Annotated in this window: 16 protein-coding genes; 14 read left to right on the top strand and 2 right to left on the bottom strand. The window is 58.3% G+C overall.

The window, feature by feature from the left end:
* Positions 1-541: 541 nt before the first annotated feature.
* Both KL786_RS04035 and KL786_RS04030 read left to right on the top strand, forming a co-directional pair.
* On the top strand, positions 542-1,438 hold the full coding sequence (locus KL786_RS04035) for a LysR family transcriptional regulator (protein ID WP_215516834.1): 897 nt from the start codon (positions 542-544) through the stop codon (positions 1,436-1,438).
* A 30-nt stretch (positions 1,439-1,468) separates the two neighbouring features.
* Positions 1,469-1,723 carry a hypothetical protein gene (locus KL786_RS04030; RefSeq protein WP_215516833.1) on the top strand — a complete coding sequence of 85 codons (255 nt, stop codon included), beginning with the start codon at positions 1,469-1,471 and terminating at the stop codon, positions 1,721-1,723.
* A 68-nt stretch (positions 1,724-1,791) separates the two neighbouring features.
* On the opposite strand, the gene KL786_RS04025 is transcribed toward KL786_RS04030, so the two are convergent.
* Together KL786_RS04025 and KL786_RS04020 are read right to left on the bottom strand one after the other, a co-directional pair.
* The gene (locus tag KL786_RS04025; protein WP_215516832.1) at positions 1,792-2,037 is read right to left on the bottom strand and encodes a DUF6434 domain-containing protein; all 246 of its coding nucleotides are present in this window, start codon (positions 2,035-2,037) and stop codon (positions 1,792-1,794) included.
* Between the two features lie 54 nt (positions 2,038-2,091).
* Complete coding sequence (locus KL786_RS04020) at positions 2,092-2,613, bottom strand: GNAT family N-acetyltransferase (RefSeq protein WP_215516831.1); 522 nt, start codon at positions 2,611-2,613, stop codon at positions 2,092-2,094.
* 312 nt (positions 2,614-2,925) lie between these two features.
* Here KL786_RS04020 and KL786_RS04015 point away from each other — a divergent pair, with 312 nt between their 5' ends.
* The 12 genes from KL786_RS04015 (at position 2,926) to KL786_RS03960 (ending at position 19,454) form a co-directional block, all read left to right on the top strand.
* Positions 2,926-3,258: a DUF2790 domain-containing protein gene (locus KL786_RS04015; RefSeq protein ID WP_032857318.1), complete on the top strand. Its 333-nt coding sequence runs from the start codon at positions 2,926-2,928 to the stop codon at positions 3,256-3,258.
* 11 nt (positions 3,259-3,269) lie between these two features.
* Complete coding sequence (locus KL786_RS04010) at positions 3,270-4,184, top strand: LysR family transcriptional regulator (protein ID WP_215516830.1); 915 nt, start codon at positions 3,270-3,272, stop codon at positions 4,182-4,184.
* A gap of 288 nt (positions 4,185-4,472) precedes the next feature.
* The gene (locus tag KL786_RS04005; protein ID WP_458730142.1) at positions 4,473-5,741 is read left to right on the top strand and encodes an OprO/OprP family phosphate-selective porin; all 1,269 of its coding nucleotides are present in this window, start codon (positions 4,473-4,475) and stop codon (positions 5,739-5,741) included.
* 308 nt (positions 5,742-6,049) lie between these two features.
* Positions 6,050-7,384: an EAL domain-containing protein gene (locus KL786_RS04000; protein WP_215516828.1), complete on the top strand. Its 1,335-nt coding sequence runs from the start codon at positions 6,050-6,052 to the stop codon at positions 7,382-7,384.
* 379 nt (positions 7,385-7,763) lie between these two features.
* Entirely contained in the window at positions 7,764-8,429 is a 666-nt protein-coding gene (locus KL786_RS03995; RefSeq protein ID WP_215516827.1) for a response regulator transcription factor, read from the top strand.
* Positions 8,430-8,562: 133 nt separating this feature from the next.
* Entirely contained in the window at positions 8,563-9,228 is a 666-nt protein-coding gene (locus KL786_RS03990) for a response regulator transcription factor (protein ID WP_215516826.1), read from the top strand.
* Positions 9,229-9,302: 74 nt separating this feature from the next.
* Positions 9,303-11,615, top strand: coding sequence for an ATP-binding protein (locus tag KL786_RS03985; protein ID WP_252193588.1), 2,313 nt, complete (start codon positions 9,303-9,305; stop codon positions 11,613-11,615).
* Entirely contained in the window at positions 11,612-13,969 is a 2,358-nt protein-coding gene (locus tag KL786_RS03980; protein WP_215516824.1) for an ATP-binding protein, read from the top strand. The genes KL786_RS03985 and KL786_RS03980 overlap by 4 nt, the downstream gene beginning before the upstream one ends.
* A 353-nt stretch (positions 13,970-14,322) precedes the next feature.
* Entirely contained in the window at positions 14,323-14,865 is a 543-nt protein-coding gene (locus KL786_RS03975; RefSeq protein WP_215516823.1) for a fimbrial protein, read from the top strand.
* A gap of 72 nt (positions 14,866-14,937) precedes the next feature.
* Complete coding sequence (locus KL786_RS03970) at positions 14,938-15,684, top strand: fimbrial biogenesis chaperone (protein ID WP_215516822.1); 747 nt, start codon at positions 14,938-14,940, stop codon at positions 15,682-15,684.
* Between the two features lie 33 nt (positions 15,685-15,717).
* Positions 15,718-18,315 (top strand): fimbria/pilus outer membrane usher protein, encoded by a 2,598-nt coding sequence (locus tag KL786_RS03965; protein WP_215516821.1) that lies wholly within the window; start codon positions 15,718-15,720, stop codon positions 18,313-18,315.
* Positions 18,312-19,454 carry a fimbrial protein gene (locus KL786_RS03960; RefSeq protein WP_215516820.1) on the top strand — a complete coding sequence of 381 codons (1,143 nt, stop codon included), beginning with the start codon at positions 18,312-18,314 and terminating at the stop codon, positions 19,452-19,454. The genes KL786_RS03965 and KL786_RS03960 overlap by 4 nt, the downstream gene beginning before the upstream one ends.
* Positions 19,455-19,665 lie beyond the last annotated feature (211 nt).

Below are 19,665 nucleotides of genomic sequence, written 5' to 3'. Positions count from 1 at the left end.
TGCTATTATAGTTAACTCATTGAAATCAGTCAAGTTTTTGTCCTGAATCTAACTCGTAAGCAGCGCACTTTAACGACCACTCGGAGCCGTGAACATAAGGCGTTTCTGAGTTTGCTTGTGGGGATGCCATCACCCATTGGTCAAATAGCCGGGGGGCTTTTTTGCTGTGAGATGTGCCAGGAGGACATCGCTGGACTATTGGCGGTAGTGGTTAGCAGACAGCGGCACATCTTGAAGTCTGTGAGACCGCAAGCACGAACTCTGAAGAAGAGAAAGGGGTTTTCATAGCGAGTGCCATGTCGTTGCTTTGTCGAGCGTTACCGGATCGCAACCCGGCAACTTACATCGTTGTGTAGGAGAGCCCGGCAACCGATTGGGGTTATGACGGAAGAACCCAGGCTGCTCGGGCAAGGCGCAACCTTGAGTCGCCGCTCCTTTAACCAGCCACAGATCCTCATGAAGGCTGCACTGTCCATCAATCGAAACTGGAAGATGACCCACAAAAAATATATCGTGCCTCTTATTACTGAGAGGTTAAGCCATGGACTTCAACGCCGTCCGCATGTTCGTCAGCGTAGCGCAGACCGGCAGCCTGTCAGCTGCCGCCGAGCGCCTGGATATTCCATTGCCGACCTTGAGCCGGCGTATTCGCGAGCTTGAACAGCAACTGAAAGTGCAACTGCTCGAACGCTCTGTACGAGGCACCAGGCTCACCGATTCGGGGATGCGGTTGTACGAACATGCCAGTCGCGGCATTGAAGCGTTGGCCGAGGGCGAACAGGCGGTGATCAGTGATCAGGCGCTGCTCAAAGGCCGCCTTCGGTTGTCATTACCACCTTCGTTTGAGCCCTGGTGGGATGTCTTGTCGGCGTTCCAGCGCCGCTATCCACAGGTCCAGGTCAGCGTCCATACCACCGAGCGGCGTATCGACTTGATCGAGGATGGTGTCGATGTGGCGTTGCGGGTCGGCATGATTGCCCACGAGACCATGGTTGCCCGCCGCCTGCTGAACTATCGCCACTGGTTGGTGGCCAGTCCGACGCTGATTGAAAGGCTGGGTATGCCTGCCAGTGTCGAGGCTTTGCACGGTTATCCCTGTGGCACCTGGAGTCAGGGAACCTGGCAGTTGGGAAGCGTGGAATTCAAGCCGCAGGCCATGTTGACCACGAATGACTATGCGCATTTGCGCAGCCGGGCGTTGGCCGGCGATCTGGTGACGGAGCTCCCGCCTTTTCTAGCCGGGCCCGCCATCCGCGAAGGGAAGCTGCTGGTGCTGCTACCTGAGCATCCACTGCCGGAGCAGCAGATCAACCTGATCTACCCATCACACCGTCATCCGTCGGCTATCGTGCGGGCGTATTTGGATTTTGCGCAGGGGTACGTGGAATATTTGGCGAGCGCGTCGTCAATGACCATTTTGGCTCCAGTCAGTTATTAAATCCGCAGACTATTCGCAGGGAAGCGATCAATGCGTTATTTACTTGGATGTCTGGTTTTGCTGGCAACAGCCGTTGCGGTCGCTGGCGACCGTGCTGTGACTTCGGGTTCACATCTCCAGGGTAGGAATGGTCACCTGGCCACATTCGATCAGTTGGCCAGCAGTCACTTGAAGTCCATTATTTGGTTTGGCGGCATACCCGGCAAGAAAGCCGATGGCTACCAAGACGATACAGAGCAGGGATCTTCGGATAATCATCGGGAATTCGCTGAGTCATTGGTATGAAAACATGCAGCACTGAGTCCCGATTGTGAAAAAGGTTCCTGGCGTGCGTTACGCACCAGCCACCCTGATCAGTCATTTGTCTGCTGCTGAGGCGCCACAAATATTTCCCCTACGTTTTTGCGATTCCACATATCCGCCACGTCTCCCATCGTCAAGGGCTCGCCACTCTTGATCCAGGCCATGAACGGCCGGTCGAACCTGAACGACTCCCCGCACTCGCCGACCAGAAACTGGCGAACCTTTTGCGTATTTCGGTAGTGCTTATCCAATGGGGTGGTGCGGGTGATGGGGCCGGAGTGCCAGTCGAAGATCATTGCCATTCCTTTGGTGATTAAGATGTGAGCGGTATGAGCGGCGTAGCCCCCTGGCTACCGGGAAAGGCCACAGTTCATCACCACCATCCCGATATCGGCCTTGTCGGTACTGAACGGTATTTCTCCTCGCACCTCGAACCCGCAGCTTTCATAGAAACGCTGCGCACTGGCATTGGACTTCAGCACCTCCAGCCAGATAGAGCCTTGCTGACGGTTTTTTGCTGACTGAAAAATGAACTGCAAGAGCTGCTTCCCGTAGCCTCGGCCGGCCTGTGTTTTGAGGAAGTAGACTTTCTGAAGCTCAGCACCAACCTGTCCAGGCAAGGGCATGGGTTTGGACCAGTTGATCTTGGCAAAGCCTACGCCTTGGTTGTCTGCATCAAATGCCATAAGCCAGCAATGACAGGCAGGCGACTCGATTGATTGCTGGAGTTCGCGGATTGAGAAGTCTTTGTTCAGGAAGTCCTGCATGCCCGCAGCGCTCCAGATGTCAGAGAAATGCTCTCGATAGGTCTCCATGCCGAGATTCCGAAGTAGGGGGATGGCTTCTATGGTTGCTTCCCTAATGCCGATCACTGTTTTGCTCCCTGTCTGAATTATCGGATGCGGCTGCTACTCGATTGCTCCTTTGGGTCAAAACCGGTTTTCAGTTGTTCGATACTCACCTGATAGGTCTCACCCGTCGCCAGCGTTACGCTGACCCAAAGTGGCGGGTCAGTTTGTTTGTAATCCGCCCGACGTTGCCTAGGCGGTGATCATCGTCGTCGTTTCAGGCAATGCTTGGTGGTTGATAACAGAAAGGTAATCTTCAAGCTACCTTGGTGAAAGGGTCGGTTCGTTAATCTCAAGTCTGGAAAGTTTGCTGTAGTGACTTGAGAGATAAACCCTATGAACCTGTTAAAACTAAGTATTGCTGCATTGATGTTGTCACTGTCCACGGCCGCGCTCGCCACGGGAGGCGGTGACCGTGTGTTCGACCAGATGATGAGCGATAACCAGAAAGCCATGGCCGCTTATGCGGCAAAAAAAGGCAAGGACGAGCCCCAGGTCCAGGGCTATCGCTACGGGATGAAGCTGGACATCGCCAAGGTGGTCAACATAACGCCACCGATCCGCTCCTGTGACATCGTGCCATCGCGCATGACCTACGAGGATTCGGGCGGCAAGCTCAATACCATCGAATATAAAGTCATGGGGCAGTGCCGTAATAATGGCCGCTGAAAGGTTGCCTTATGACTGCACCGCCACCGTTGATTGACCGTGAGCTGGCGCAACGTTTTCTGACATGCGTACGTTGTGCCAGTTTTCGCCAGGCCGCCAGAAGCCTGAATATCCGCGCCGCAGTGCTGCGCAAACAAATGATCCACCTGGAAAGCCATCTGGATAGCCCGCTGTTTGTGTATCAGGACAGCGCCCTGCGCCTGACCCTCAAGGGGCAGCGTCTGCAAGCGGCACTGGTGGCGCGTTTTGGCGATGTGCAACCACCGGCGAGCGTCTTGCCTCAACCGTTGTTGCGCCTGGCCGTGGAAGATTCCCTCATGCACGATCTGCTGGCGCGTGAGGTCTTGGATTTCATGCGCAAGCACCCGGCAATGCAGTTGGAAGTCATCCCGTTGACGGGCGAGCCAACGCGTCAGGCCGATATCATGGTGTGGCTGGCCGATCCTGGTCGCCCGCGGCCTTCCCCTGGGTTTGCCATGACCACGCCGCAACGGCTGGCACGCATTGATTACAGCCCGCATATTGCCAAGCGCTACTGTCGCGGTAACCGTTTGCCGGCGCAAATCGCAGACCTGTCTGACTTTATGCTGGTACAAGGTCGTACGAATGCTCCGGTGGCGGCTTTTGAGCCCTGGAACCGCCTGGTCAAACAGCGCCAGAGGGCAGTAGCCCAGGTGCATTCCCAGGCGTGGGTGCGGGAGTGGGTCAGGCACAGTGCCTGTGTCGGCTTGTTGCCAAACTACATCACCCATCTGGACAAGACGCTGCTGGGCCTGACGCCGTTATTCAGCGAACGCATGGAGCGGCTGGCATGGCTGTCCACTGCGCCCTTGACGGCCGAGCAACCTCATGTGCAAGCGTTGGTGGCGCTGATTCACAAAGCCTTTGACGAGCGCAGTGATTGGTTTGAAAGAGTGGTCGGCTAGCCCCCTTGAGGTGGAGGAGTGTCATCTGAGTCAGCAGCAACTTTAATCATTCTGAAATATTTGGCGAGATCCTTTGGAAGTTGCTGGGCCCTTTGTTTATAAGGCCTGCGTCGTGATTCAAGAGCGAAAGTCGTCACCGTCACAAAAGTGTCTTTTAAATAAACCCAAACCGTCATCTGCTCTTTGGAAGCTCCCCGTCGCCAAGTTGTACTTAACGATAACGAGGGGAAGTTGATGTCGATTAGCGATTCGAAATACGTTGGATTCACTCAGTTGAGCCTGGCCGTCATGGGCAGTGTATTGGCCATGTCGGTTCAGGCTGGCACGGTGACCACCGATGGTGCTGATATCGTGCTGAAAACCAAGGGCGGCCTCGAAGTTGCCACCGCCGACAAAGAGTTCAGCTTCAAGTTGGGCGGGCGTATCCAGGCTGATTACGCCAGGTTCAATGACTACTACACCCGTAACGGTAACTCGGCAGACGCCGCCTATTTTCGTCGGGCCTACCTGGAGTTTGGTGGTACGGCCTACAAGGACTGGAAGTATCAGATCAATTACGACCTGTCCCGTAACGTGGGCAATGACAGCACAGGCTACTTCGACGAAGGCAGTGTGACTTACACCGGGTTCAATCCACTGAATCTGAAAGTCGGTCGTTTCTACACGGATTTCGGCCTGGAGAAAGCCACCAGTTCCAAGTGGGTCACGGCCCTGGAGCGCAACCTTTCCTACGACGTGGCGGAGTGGATCAACGACAACTCCGGCATGGGCGTACAGGCCACCGGCGTCGTAGGGAGCATGGCCTACTTGTCCGGCAGCGTATTCAGCGAAAACAACAACGACACCGACGGTGACAGCGTCAAGCGCTACAACCTGCGTGGTGTGTTTGCGCCGTTGCATGAGTCCGGCAATGTGCTGCACGTGGGGCTGCAATACGCCTACCGTGACCTCAAGGATGCAGCCATCGACACCCGTATCCGTTCACGCATGGGTATGCGTGGCGTCGAGACCAATGGTGGCAACAGCGCGGGCACCAACGGTACCCGCTCGGTATTTGGCGGCAGTGCTGCCCAGCAGGGTTTGTGGCAGGACGATTCGGTGTGGGGCCTGGAAGGCGCCTGGGCGCTGGACGCGTTCTCGGTACAGGGCGAATACCTGCGCCGGACGCTCAAGGCCGATGCCGCACGCAGTGACATCAAGGCCAGCGGTTATTACGCGCAGATGGCCTACACCCTGACCGGCGAGCCACGCCTCTACAAACTCGATGGCGCCAAGTTCGACTCGATCAAGCCGCAGAACAAACAGATCGGCGCCTGGGAGGTGTTCTACCGCTACGACGCGTTTACTGTCGAGGACGACAATGTGGTGGTCAGCACCAACGTGCGCCAGGTCGGCGACAGCGAGGGCAAGGCACACACCCTGGGGGTCAACTGGTACGCCAACGAAGCCGTCAAGGTCAGTGCCAACTACGTCAAGGCCCGCACGGATAACGTCAGCAACACCGTGGGCGATGACACGGGCGATGGCATCGTGATGCGCTTGCAATACGTGTTCTAGAACACGCAGGAAAGTGGGGTGCCGATGGGGCAGTGTTGATGCCCATCGGTGCCATCCTGGCAGTGTTTCATCGAGAAGGGTTCTCGGTCGCTACGTTGCTCATGTCCAGAGTCATCCCGCACTTTCTCACCACACAGTTGACGGTCTTTGCCATCACGTTGTTCGTGCTGTCGCTGGGGCGCGTTGACCAAGAACCAAAGGCCCTGGTGCTTGATCTGATTCGCCGGGCTTTTAGTCCCAATCCTATTTGCTTCTTTTTTGGCACTGATAAGCTTTTTTCCTGGAAACAGTCTCGGGAAATTCTTGTCATGATCTTAAATGCCGCCGTGCCCAACGAGTTCAACGCCTTGCGCGTCATCACGTTGGCAACCGACGCTACCTGCGCAAGTCGGCTCTCCGGCGCCTTGAGTGCTATGGGTATTACGCCTCTGGCCAATGTTGAGTCCTTGAGCGCAATGCAGGCCTGGCTGGATGAAAGCCCGGTCGATGTCATCGTCTGCGAAATTCGGCTTGGGTGCGACGATGGGTTGATGCTGCCCAGCCTGCTCAAGGGGCGGTATGACGCTGGCACTCTGACGCAGTTGCCGAGTATTTTCTGGACGGGTGAAACCACCTTGAATGCTCGGGCGCAAGCGGTCGATGGGGCCTGTGTACCGCCTCGACAAGGTAGCAACAATCAATTCTGGATCAGACACATTGGCGGGGTGGCCGTGAGCGCACTGGAGTCCCATGCGCGTCTGGCCCGCACCGCGGGTATTCTGGTGGAGATCCTGCGTGACGGCACGCCTCTGGAGCTGGGCGATGCCTTGCGAGCCGTGATGCTGACCCGCGCAGAAGCCGACCCCAAGTTGAACATGGCCACCTTCGACGCCCTGGCCGAGGATGAAGTGATCAATGCCCTGACCACAGGGGAGGGGCTGCGCTTCGTGTTCCAGCCACAGTTCGAACTGTTGAGCCGGCGTGTGGTGGGCGCCGAGGCGTTGGTGCGCTGGAAGCATCCGCAGTTTGGTGAAATACCGCCGTCAGTGCTGATGCCCCTGGTCAACCGGCTGGGCTTGGACCTGTTGCTGTTCAGCCTGGTTGAAATGTGGACCATCCGGGTCATGCTGGCCCTCAAGCGTGAACGCATCTGGATTCCCATTGCGGTCAATGCGTCGGCGAAAACCATTTGCACCCCGCACTTCGCTGACAGTATGGCGGCGCGTATGCGGCAGGCCGACCTGCCAACCCGGCTGCTGAAAATCGAACTCACCGAGGATGTGCCTGAGCCGGATGAACTCTTGCTGTCGGCTTCGCTGACGGCCATTCGCACCAAGGGTTTTCAGGTGTCCCTGGATGACTTTGGTACTGGGGCGGCCACCTTGAATTTGTTGGCAAACCTGTCGTTTGATGAGATGAAAATCGACGGCTCGTTCGTGCGGGCTGTCGAGCAGCATGCCTCGTCACGCAAGGTGATCGCAGGCATCGTCAATTGGGCGGGCTTGCTCAATTTGAACCTGGTGGCCGAGGGCATCGAGGATGAGTCCACCATCCCGTTGCTGCACCGCTTGGGATGTCGCGTCGGCCAGGGGTATGCCCTGGCTCGGCCAATGGAAATCGATGCGTTCCTGGGTTTCGTGATCGAGCAGGGAAAACCCCAGTAACGCGCCTCCGCTCGCCTTCAGTCCTAAGACTGATGGTGTTTTTAGGAGTGCTCCGATGTCCATTTCTGCGTTATTGCCTTAAATTTCCATCATCGAATTTTTTATCGAGGGCTCCAGGAATTAGTGCCTCTTTGCGTCGGGTAATTATTGCTTGCTGTAATTGACTTGAGAAATCGACTGTTCACCGGGCAACTTTAAAGTTTGTCTGTGGGCACTTTTTTGCGTAAACAAAAGTTCGCCCGTTACTCTTTTAGTGTGCGATTGCTCAGTTGCACGGATGTAATTGATGTTGTAGGTCCGTCAGCCATGACGGCAACTTACCAATGATGAATGGGTGTTATTCATCTTTTTGCTCGTTATACAGAGTGTCCTGTGATCTATGAAACGCTTACAAATTGCTTTGCTGGATGATCATGCAATCGTGCGACATGGTTTGGTCAATCGGCTGGTGCAGGAGCCTGACTTTGAAGTGGTCGGCGTCTATTCCCGCACGCGTGACCTGCTGGCAGGGCTGGCGAAAGATCCGGCACAGGTACTGTTGTTGGACTACGTGCTTGGGCCGAATGAGTTGGACGGAGTTTTACTGATTCGCGCACTGCGGGTGAAGTTTCCACAATGCCGCATTCTGGTGTTCTCCACGCACCATGATGCCGCCACCGTGATCCTGGCCCTGCGTGTCGGCGCCCGGGGCTTTCTCGGGAAGGGCGAAGACATGACCCAGTTGATCGATGCGGTACGGCTGGTGGCCTCGGGGGCGGTGTACCTGAGTCCGGACATGGCTTATCGGGTGGCCGAAGCGACGGCTGTCACTTATGACGGGGAGGCCAGGAGTCGTGAGGACGCATTGCGCTTTGTCAGTCTGTCTGCCCGTGAGCAGGAAGTGATCCGCTGTTACCTGACGGGCATGACCATCACCGAAATTGCCGAGAAATTCAATCGCAGTATCAAGACCATCAGCTCACAAAAGGCCTCGGCCTTTCGCAAGTTGGGTGTGATGTCGAACAACGAGTTGTTCAAGATCAAGCACATCATTGAGGGTGTGTGAGCCCGTTGGCTTTGTGCGCCGTGTCATTTTCCGTTTGTTACATATACTCAAGTACGTATCAGACGTTGTATCGCAGAGTTATCCCTGTTTTCCAGCAGCACCGCGTGTGCTGGGCTGAGTGGGCTTGATCACGATGAAACCTATACGTATTGCTTTACTCGATGACCACGCTGTTGTTCGCCATGGCCTGGCCAATACCCTGGCCGCCGAGACGAACTTTGAAGTGGTAGGCATTTATGAGCGCAGCCGAGACCTGATCGCCGGTCTCGCCACGGCGCCTGCCGACCTGTTGCTGCTGGATTTCTCCCTGAGCCCCGATGAGTTGGACGGCGTGTCGCTGATCCGCGCCTTACGGGTCAAGTTTCCTGCTTGCCAGATCCTCATCCTGTCCAGCCATCACGACCCGGCGACCGTGGGCCTGGCCATGCGCGTCGGTGCCCGGGGGTTTGTTGGCAAGGGCGAAGACATGGGCCAGTTGCTCAAGGCCATCCGCAAAGTGGCTTCGGGGGCGGTGTACCTGAGTACCGACATGACCTATCGCCTGGCCGAAACCGTCACCAGCGATACCCGCAAGGCTTCGGACGAGGTGCCGGACGCACTGATCCTGGCGGAGTTGACCAGTCGCGAGCAGGAAGTCATCCGCTGTTACCTGGCAGGCATGACCATCACGGAAATCGCCGAAAAATTCAATCGCAGCATCAAGACCATCAGTACCCAGAAAACTTCGGCGTTTCGCAAGCTGGGGGTCACGTCGAACAACGAACTGTTCAAGCTCAACAAGATCATTGGTTCGCCATGAGGCAGTGGCTATGTGGGGGTGTGCTGCTGTGGTTGATGGGGGGAACGCCTGGCCTTTGTGCAGGCCCCATTCAGTTGAGCGAACAGGAGCAACGCTGGATAGAGCAGCATCCGGTGCTACGGGTGGGCGTGGTCGAGGACCTGATTCCTTTCGAGTACATGAGTGAGGGGATACTGCGAGGCCGCTCAGCGCAGTATCTGCAATTTGTGACGGATGCCACGGGTCTCAAATTCACGTATGTACCGGGAAAGACCCTGGAGATACGCGAGAAAATGCTCCTTGAAGGTCAGGTCGACCTGTTGTCCTCTTATCTGCACTTCAGGACTGAGCCGGTCACTGAAGGCTTTACCGCGCTGACCTATCACACCACCGCGCCGATCATCGTGACGCGCGTCGACAGCCCCGGCATTTTTGATCTGGATCAACTGCAAGGTAAAACCGTAATGATCCCCGACGTTGATCATTACGAGCAGATATTCGGGGCAACGGGGGGCTACGCCAACCTGATCAAAAGCACCTCGGCCCTGGAGATGCTGACCCGCGTCGAGGATGGCAGGGCCGATGCAGTGGTCGCTTCCGAAACCTTCCTGATGCCTTATCTGTATCGGCAGTTCCAGGGCGTGCTGGAAACGTCGGGCGTGGTTGGGAGCCAGATACTGGATGTCAGCATGGCAGTTCGCGATGATCAGGTCATATTGCTTTCGATCCTTGGGAAAGTCCTGGGATCAATCACCGCCGAGCAACGCAATGAGATCTATAAACACTGGTATCAAGAGCTGGACCTGGATGTTCCGACTCTGTTAACCATCGCCAGCCACTACTTGCATATCCTGATTCTCGGGGCGTTGGTGCTGACCAGTTTGTGTGTGCTGGTCTATCGCGGTCATCGCCAGCGCTTGAAGGCGGTGCGTAACGAGCAGGAAAAAACCATGTTCCTGGCGGTCATGGGCCATGAAATACGTTCACCGATGAATGCCGTGCTGGCGGCCATGGAGTTGCTGGGGCACACCCGGCTCAATGAGCAGCAGCGCCACTTTGCGCACCTGGCCAATAGCGGCGCCAACGCCTTGGTGCGCTTGCTTGATGATGTGCTGCACACGCCTGACTCGGGTGCCAGGGCCTTGCGCCTGAGCGTCGAGCCGACCGATGTCACGGCGCTGGTGCAAGGTGTGGTTGGCTTGCACCGCCTGCGTGCCCGGGAAAAGCATTTGAGCTTGAATATGAACATCCAGGCACCGCTTCCCTTGCTGTTGCTCGACAGCTCCCGCCTGACGCAGATTTTTCATAACCTGCTTTCCAATGCCATCAAGTTCACCGATGCCGGAGGTGTCGACATCAAGCTGTGCCTGGTGGCCTCGCAGGCCGGTGACCCGCAGTTGCAAGTCAAGGTCCACGACACCGGGATCGGCATGAGCGAAGCGGTACAGGCCTCTTTGTTTCGTCCCTATGCCCAGGCCAGTCAATCGTACAAACGCTCCGGTGGTACGGGCCTGGGCCTGGTGATCTGCCAGCAACTGGCGAGCTTGATGCAGGGTTCGTTGAGCCTCAGCAGTGAACCGGGCGTGGGCACTACCATCATTCTCTGCGTGCCGGTGACCGTTGCACCTGAGCCCGCTGCACAACCACCGGTTCAGGCGTCAGCGCCTCAGGCTGTCACCGACGGCCTGCAGATCCTGGTGGTGGAAGACACCCTGGCCAACCAGGAGGTGCTGCGCGCCCAGATCGGCGGTTTTGGCTGCCAGGCCGTGATCGCTGCCGATGCTGCCCAGGCCCGGCTCTTGTTCGGTGAGCAGGCCTACGAACTGATCCTGATGGATTGCGACCTGCCGGACCAGGACGGTTACAGCCTGGTCCGCGAACTGCGGGTGTTCGAGCGCCAGTTGGGGCGGGCCCGTTGCCCGATCATTGCCATTTCTGCCTTGACCGGTGAGCAGCACCTTAAACGCTGCATGGGTGCTGGCATGGACGCGGTATTGAGCAAGCCGATACGCCTGGGACAACTGCGCGAGGTGATCGAGCGCTGGTGCGATGTCAAGTTGGCGGCACCCCGTGCGAGCCTGATGGCACCCAGGCTTGATCAGGCGGCGATCAATCGAGAAATGGCCAGTGACCTGGGAAGCCTGATCAAGGCGATAGCGCTTTGTGATCGTCCCAGCGCTGTGCATGTTGCCCATCGCGTGCACGGCGCGGCGCTGATTATGGAGTGGTCGGCCCTGGGCCAGAGTGCCAAGCGCCTGGAGAGCCTGTTGCGCGCGGAGCAGAGCTGGGATAGTCCCGTCTATGCGCAGGCCTTGCAGGCGTTGCTTGAGCATTGGCATGCCATGGGTGAGAGCACATCCTTCGACGTGCTGGCGCCTGCCCGCAGCACGCGGATGGCGCCGCGATGAGCGCCGTACTGGCACGCCTGCTGCTGATAGGGCTCCTGCTGGGTAATCTGGGTATGCAAGCGCAGGCCAGCCCGGAGCCGATGCAATTGACACAGCAGGAGCTTGAGTGGATTGCGGCCAACCCGGTGCTGCGTGTCGGGGTATTCGACAACCTGTTGCCCTTTGAATACATCAGCGATGGCCAGCTCAGAGGGTTGTCGGCCAAATACCTGGGGTTGATCAGCTCGCGCACGGACCTGCGTTTCGAGCCGGTGAGCACCACCACGCGCAGCGCTCGCCAAGACATGCTGCTCAGTGGCGAAGTCGACATATTGCCCACCCGGCGCCGTGATGACGATCCGGTGAAGGATCGCGGGTTGCTCTACACCACGCCTTACAACAACAGCTCGACTATCCTCGTCAGCCGTTTTGGCGATCAACCTTTCGTAGACCTGGAGCAGCTCGCCGGCAAGCGCCTGGTGATGTTGGGGCGCGAAGGGTATTCCGCATTCTTGCAGCAGAAGGTGCCCGGTATCACCATCATCTCGGCGCAGAATGCGGTGGACATGATGGCGATGGTCATGGACGGCCGCGCCGACGCGGCGATTGCCTCCGAATGGTTGCTGATTCCCTACCTGTCTCGCCAATACCGTGGGGTGTTGCAGATTTCCGGTGTGGTCCCCGAGCAACGTACCGGCGTAAGCATGGCGATACGTGACAGCGACCTGATCCTGCTGTCCATTTTGCAGAAGGCGCTGGCGTCCATCACCAGCGACGAGCGCAAGGCGATCTATGACGCCTGGTTCGCCGATATGAACCTGGATATTCCTACCATCAAGGCGATTGCCGAGCATTACCAAGGCGAACTGTGGCTATTGCTGTTCGTGGTGGCGCTGCTGCTCGCGCTGGTCGTGCAAAGTCGTCTGCAGCGGCGCCAGGCCATGCACAGTGAGCGAGAGAAGGCGATGTTTCTGGCCGTCATCAGCCATGAAGTACGCTCGCCGATGAACGCTGTATTGGCTGCTGTCGAGTTGTTGGAGCACACGCCGCTCGACGAGCAGCAGCGCCACTTCACCGGGTTGGCCAATAGCGGGGCCAACACCTTGCTACGGCTGGTGGATGATGTGCTGGATATCTCCAAGATGGAGGCCGGGCAACTGACTCTCAATCTTGAGCCGGTGGATCTCTGGGCACTGGTCCTGCGGATAGTGGACGAGTATCGAGCGCCCGCCGAGGACAAAGGCCTTGAACTGATGGTGACGGGCGAGCGCCCCGACGATCCCTTGCTGCTGGATGACCTACGCCTGGCGCAGGTGCTGCGCAACCTGGTGTCCAATGCCGTCAAGTTCACCGATATCGGTCGGGTCGAAGTGCAACTGCAACTGCTGGAAAAACCTGCGGTTGAGGTCCGACAGCTGGTGATTCGGGTCATCGACACGGGTATCGGCTTGTCCGAGCAGGCGCAGTCCTCGCTGTTCCGGCCTTACGCCCAGGCCAAACAATCCTACCGGCGTACGGGGGGTACCGGGCTGGGCCTGGTGATCTGTCGGCGGCTGGTACGGCTGATGCATGGTGAGCTGGTCCTCAGTAGCCTGCAAGGCGTCGGTACCCAGGTCGAAGTGAGGCTGCCTGTTGAGCGCGCCGCTTGCCATGCACTGCCGGCAACCGAACAGGCCCCGACTCCTGAGGTGAGCAACGGTTTGCAGGTGCTGGTGCTCGACGATTCGTTGCCCCGCCGGCAAGGGTTGCAGGCACTGCTCGGCAGCCTTGGTCACGGGGCGCTGCTGGCGGCGAATGCCGCCCAGGGGAGGGCGCTGTTCAGTGCCCGCAGGGTCGACATGGTGCTGATCGACTGTGACTCGCCAGAGGGTGGCGCGCAACGCATTGCCGGCGCATTGCGTGAGTTGGAGCGTGAGCAGGAGCGCTCCTATTGTCCAATCATTGCCCTCTCGCCATCTGCCGGTAATGAATACCTTCAGCGTTGTTTCGACGTGGGTATAGATGGCGTGCTGACTAAACCGATCGAACAGGCCAAGTTGCAACAGATGATTGAACTCTGGTGCGAAGTTCCCCAGGCTCCCCCGGTTGAGCCGCGTCCGGAACCTGCTGCGGCGCCGGAGGAACTGCACAAGGAACTCAACCGCCTGATTGAGCGGCTTGCCCTGCGTGATCGCAGTTCGGCGTTGGACGCGATACAGAAGCTGCACATGGCAGCGTTGGTGATTGGCTGGGCAGACTTTGCGGTCACGGTGCAGCATATCCAAGCGTTGGTGCAGGATGAAGTGAACTGGCCGGCAGAAGCGATTGCGGACCATGCTCGTAGCTTGCTGGAGCACCGGGGTGGGCTTGTCTGCGGGGCGCAGGTGAGCGGCTGAGCGGCTGTGATTGCGATGGGATCACCGCGTTTTACTTGCCAGGCCGCAGCGCCAACATTCTATTTCGGTATTTGCCCAATACGCTGGGTTTAAGAACTATTGGAGTGACCGCTTTTTAGGAGTGATCCTATTGACGCAGTGTCGACGCTTTTTAAACAGGAGTTAAGGCGAAACAGTAAGTTCTGCGGGGCCTGTAAGTGCTGAAAAGTTTAGGCGTTAAATTGTTTTTCAGAGCACTCCTATATTGAGTTCGATGCGTCCTCCCTAAACTTCATCCCGCAACAACACAGAAGCTCTCCGGCAAGCGGAAGCTTTAAAACTTACTGTAGAACATCGCTCTCTCGGAGTTACTCATGAATTACAAAGCCCGCGCCCTCGCTGTACTGGTCGCTGCCACAGTCTCTTCCGCTGCTCTGGCTTCGGACGGCAAAATCGATTTCAACGGCGAACTTAAAGCCGAAACCTGCAAAGTTGCAGTGAACGGTGCATCCGGTGCGAATGGGACTACCGTCACGCTGCCAACCATCTCCACCGCTTCCCTGACTACCGCAGGCCAAGTGGCCGGCCAGACCGGTTTCAACATCGAGCTGAGCGATTGCTCTGCTGCGATCAAGACCGCTGCTGCCTTCTTCGAGCCGGGCGGAAGCGTTGACCCGGCCAGCGGCAACCTGAAGAACGTGAGTGGTTCTGCCACCAAAGTTCAACTGCAACTGGTTGACGCAACCAATGGCCAGGCGATCATGGCCGGCAACACCGTGCAGGTCACTTCGACCAGCCGTGTCGACGTTGCAAACACCACAGCCATCCTGCCATACGCAGTTCAGTACTTCGCCCAGGCTGCTACTACTCCGGGCACCGTTGTCAGCTCCGTGACTTACTCCATCAACTATCAGTAAGTCGCAGACCATGGACACACGCCCTGCTGTTTATTGAAAGGGCGTGCTTCCATGCGGCAACGGGATTGCTTTATGTCTTGCTCACTTGCATTCAAGCAACTGCTCCTGACAGGGATGGCGACACTGATGTGTTCCCAGGCCTTGGCAGGGGTAGTGATTACTGGAACCCGCCTGATCTACCCGGCGGACCACAAAGAAATCACCGTAAAACTCAATAACAACGGCACGCAGCCAGCGCTGACCCAGTCGTGGATCGATACCGGCGACGTCAAGTCGACCCCGACCAGCTCCAAGGCGCCGTTCCTGCTTTCGCCACCCGTGGCGCGCATTGATCCGACCAAGGGCCAAAGCCTGCGGCTGATGTTCACGGGGGCTCCCTTGGCCCAGGACAAAGAGTCGGTGTTCTGGCTCAACGTGTTGGAAATTCCGCCCAAGCCTGAAGCCGGCACGGACCTCAATACCCTGCAAATGGCGTTTCGTTCACGGATCAAATTGTTCTACCGCCCGAGCGATTTGCCGGGTACTGCCAGTGAGGCGATTGAGCAGGTGCAATGGCAACTGGTGCCGGCGCGTGACGGGCAAGGTCTGGCCTTGCAGGCGTTCAATCCGACGGCGTTCTACGTCTCGCTGGTTGAACTGGAACTGGTGGCCGGCGCCCAGCGTGAGCGCAGTGAAGACGGCATGATCGCTCCGGGTGAAACCCGGCAGTTCGTACTGCCCGCGCTCAAGGCGCGACCGGCCGGCGATGCCCTGGTGGAGTTCAACGCCATCAATGATTACGGCGCACTGGTCCCGACTCGGAAACCACTCCAGCGCTGATCAATCCCTGACGTTTCTACTCGCGAGTCATTTATGTCGACCTCTTTCAGCAGCAGGCTTTTTCTGCGGGCGCGGCCTCGCTTCGCCTTGAATCCGCTCACGGCCTTGATCCTCAAGGTGCTGGCCGTTGCCCCGGGCGTAATAGCCGTGCAGGACGCACTGGCGCAAGAGGTGCAATTCAATGACGCGTTCCTGCCTGAGGACTCGCGCAATCTCGACCTTGGTGCCTACCAGGCCGGCAACCCGGTGATGCCGGGGCAATACCGTGCAGACGTGGTGCTCAACGGCCAGTTGAACAGCCGCCAGGACATCCGCATCGAGGCCCAGGCCGACGGCAGCAAGCCGGTGGTGTGCATGACCCGTAGCTTGCTTGAACGCCAGGGCGTGGAGATGTCCAGCCTGTCGCCCGAAGCCAGCCTGGCTCTCGACAACCAGGGCTGCGCTGCTGTGGGCATGTTGATCCAGGGCGCCACCGCAAACTTTTCACCGGATAACCAGGCCCTCGACCTGAGCATTCCGCAAATGGCGCTCAAGCGTAATGCGCGCGGCTATGTCAGCCCCGAGTTGTGGGACCGTGGCGTCACCGCCGGTATGCTCAGCTATAACTTCAGCGGCAACCGTAACCACACCCGCAGCGGCAATTCCGACTCGGCGTTCCTGGGGCTGCAAGGCGGTCTTAACCTGGGTGACTGGCGCCTGCGCCACAATGCCTCGGTCAATTGGCAGTCACGCCTGGGCACTGAATACCAGGCCCTGGACACTTACGCCCAACGCGATATTACTGCGCTGAAAAGCCAGTTGACGGTGGGTGAGTCCAACACCACCGGCGAGATCTTCGACACCTTGTCGTACCGTGGTGTGCAGTTGGCGAGCGATGACCGCATGTTGCCCGACTCCATGCGCGGTTATGCCCCGGTGATCCGTGGCATTGCCCGTACCAACGCGCGGGTGACCATTCGCCAGGCCGGTAACATCCTGCTGGAAACCACCGTGGCCCCCGGCGCCTTTGTGATCGATGACCTGTACTCCACCGGCTATGGCGGCGACCTGAATGTGAGCGTGGCCGAGGCCGACGGTACCGAACAGAACTTCATCGTGCCCTATGCCTCGGTCAGCCAATTGCTGCGCCCGGGTACCTCGCGTTTCAGCCTGACCGCCGGTGAAACCCGCAACAACTTCGTCGACCAGCAGTCGCGTCTGTTGCAAGGTACTGTGCAATACGGCCTGAACAATACCTTCACCGGGTTTGCCGGCATGCAGTCGAGTGATGACTACACGGCCGTGCTGACCGGCCTGGCATTTGGCACGCCTATCGGGGCCATGGCCGTTGACTTGACCCACGCCCAGACTGACCTGGCCACCGGTGCCGCCAAAGGGCAGAGTATGCGCGTGTCCTACAGCAAGAACGTGCTCAGCACCGGTAGTAACTTCTCCGTTGCGGCCTATCGGTTTTCCACCAGCGAATACCTGGATTTCAGCAACGCCATACAACTGCTCGATGCCGAGAAAAGTGGCTGGGACACCAGCATGTTCGGACGCCCACGCAGCCGCTTCTCAGTCACCGCCGATCAGAGCCTGGGCGACTGGGGACAAGTGGCAATCAGTGGCTTTGCGCAGAACTATTGGAACCTGCCGGGCAGTGACTTGCAGTACCAGTTCAGCTACAGCAAGCAGTTCAATCGCATCAGCTTCAGTGTGAACGCCAACCGCAGCCGCATGGGCCTGGGCGATATGCAAAACAGCTTCTTGCTGACCATGAGCATGCCCCTGGAGTTTGGTGCGTCTGGCCACACCCCGCAAATAACCGCGCAGGTGGGGCGTGACACCGAAGGCAATTACAGCGAGCAGGCCGGTATCAGTGGCACCGCTGGCGATGACCGCCAGTATGGCTACGGTGCGACCATCGGTCATGACGGTGCCAACAACAGCAAGAGCGCAGCCCTTAATGGCCAGTACACCGGCGCCCGGGCCATGCTCAGCGCTGCCCTGGGCCGTGGCGATGGCTATACCAGCGCCTCGGTGGGCGCCAGCGGTACCGTGGTGGCCCATGCCGCGGGCGTAACCATGACGCCGTATCGCGGTGAAACCATGGCGGTGGTCAGTGCGCCGGGTGCCGAGGGCGCCAAGGTGTCTGGTTATCCGGGGCTCAAGCTCGACGGCAGCGGCAACGCGGTGGTGCCGTACCTGCGCCCTTATGAATTGAACGAAGTGGCAATCGACCCGATCGGCAGCTCGCTGGATGTCGAACTCAACGAAACCAGCCAACAAGTGGCCCCGCGTGCCGGCGCCGTGGTGCATCTCAAATACACCACCAACCAGGGCCGCGCGGTGTTACTCAATGTGCGCCTCGACGACGGCAGCAGCTTGCCTTTCGGTGCGGGTGTGACCGATGCCGAAGGCACGTCGGTGGGGATGGTCGGGCAGGGCGGTCAGCTCTACGCCCGGATCAAGCCTGAAACCCGCCAGTTGCTGATCAACTGGGGCAGCAAGACCCATCAGCAATGCGCGCTGGTGATCCCGGCCGGCCCCGGCGAAGGGCAGCAGTTGCAGCAGTTGGACGCCGTGTGTGCGGCCGGTAAACAAGTGGCTGGCAGCGTACAGCCCAACACTCTTCAAAAGGTACAGTTATGAACATCAGTGCTCTGCTCAAGCCGTGCCTGGCCGTTGTGGCACTATGGGCGGCGGCCGACACCGCCATGGCGGTCACCTGCACCTACACCGGTGGTATCCAGGCGGCAGTGGGTTCGATGCCGCTGCAGGTATCGTCGATCAACGTGGGACGCGATGTACCGGTGGGCACCGAGGTCTTTCGCCAGAAGTTCACTCTGGTTGCAGGCCATGCGCCGACATTGGACTGCTTGTATGCTCCCTTTCAATTGTGGACAGAGTACACGGTTGACACAAGCTACCCCTTGGCCACTTGGTCCAGCGGCACCTATGCCAACAAAGTCTACAGAACCAGCACCCCTGGACTGGGGGTGGCCTTCAACAACACGGGTGGCCTGCTGCCAAGGCGTACGAACTCACAAGCATCCAACTGCTCGTCGGGTTTCAGATGCCTTATTCCGTTTGCTGACAACCAGAATAGGGGCCCTGCCAACTTTGAATTGATTCTGATCAAGCTAGGCGATGTGAGACCGGGGATACTGATGGGTAACTCATTGCCAACCATAAGCCTGTATGCCAACGCAGGCGATGCCAGGATGTTGGGCTTCAAGATGGGCATCTCCGGCAGTATTCAGATTGTCTCGCGCACTTGTAGTACACCAGATGTTTCGGTGCCTATGGGGTCTCATCTGACCGCCAAGTTCACCGGGCTCAACAGCACCACGGGTTGGACGGATTTTGCCATCGCTTTGAATGACTGTCCGGCGTTCAGCGGGATCTATACGACAACGGGGCCGGCTTGGGAATCGCAAAGTGGCACGTCACCTTCCGGTTCGAACAATGGCAGCGGTACCCGAGTCAACAACTCCTTGCAGTACCGTATCGACCCGGCCCGCGTGGCGATCAACGCAACCAATGGTGTGCTTGCCCTCGACCCTGGCGCGACGGGGAATGTACCAGCCGCTACCGGTGTCGGCGTGCAGGTGGCGACCAGCAACGGTACGCCTGTGCCGTTGGCAACCAACCGAGCCAGCGGCCTTACCTTGCGCACCACCGAGGGCAGCTATTCGATCCCTCTGCGTGCGCGTTACCTGCAAACCGCGAGCAAGGTCACGCCGGGGCCGGCCAATGCTTCGGCGACGTTTACGATTATTTATCAGTGAGGGGCCAGCAACCGCGCAATCTCCAGTCGCAAGGCACCGTGGATGTCCTCGGCGTACGGCGTGGCGGTTTGCCTGTGATGGCGGTGTTTCAGTCACAAACTGTGGCGGCTGATCCAACGCCATCGCAGGCAAGCCAGTTCCCGCACTTGATTCATGTCGCGGCCAAAATCCCGGACCTGCCACCAACCCCCTGTGGGAGCGGGCTTGCCCG

The organism is Pseudomonas sp. TAE6080 (assembly GCF_018732265.1).
GTDB lineage: Bacteria > Pseudomonadota > Gammaproteobacteria > Pseudomonadales > Pseudomonadaceae > Aquipseudomonas > Aquipseudomonas brenneri.
Note: the sequence above shows the minus strand (reverse complement) of the source record. Positions and strands in the feature narration are given on the sequence as shown.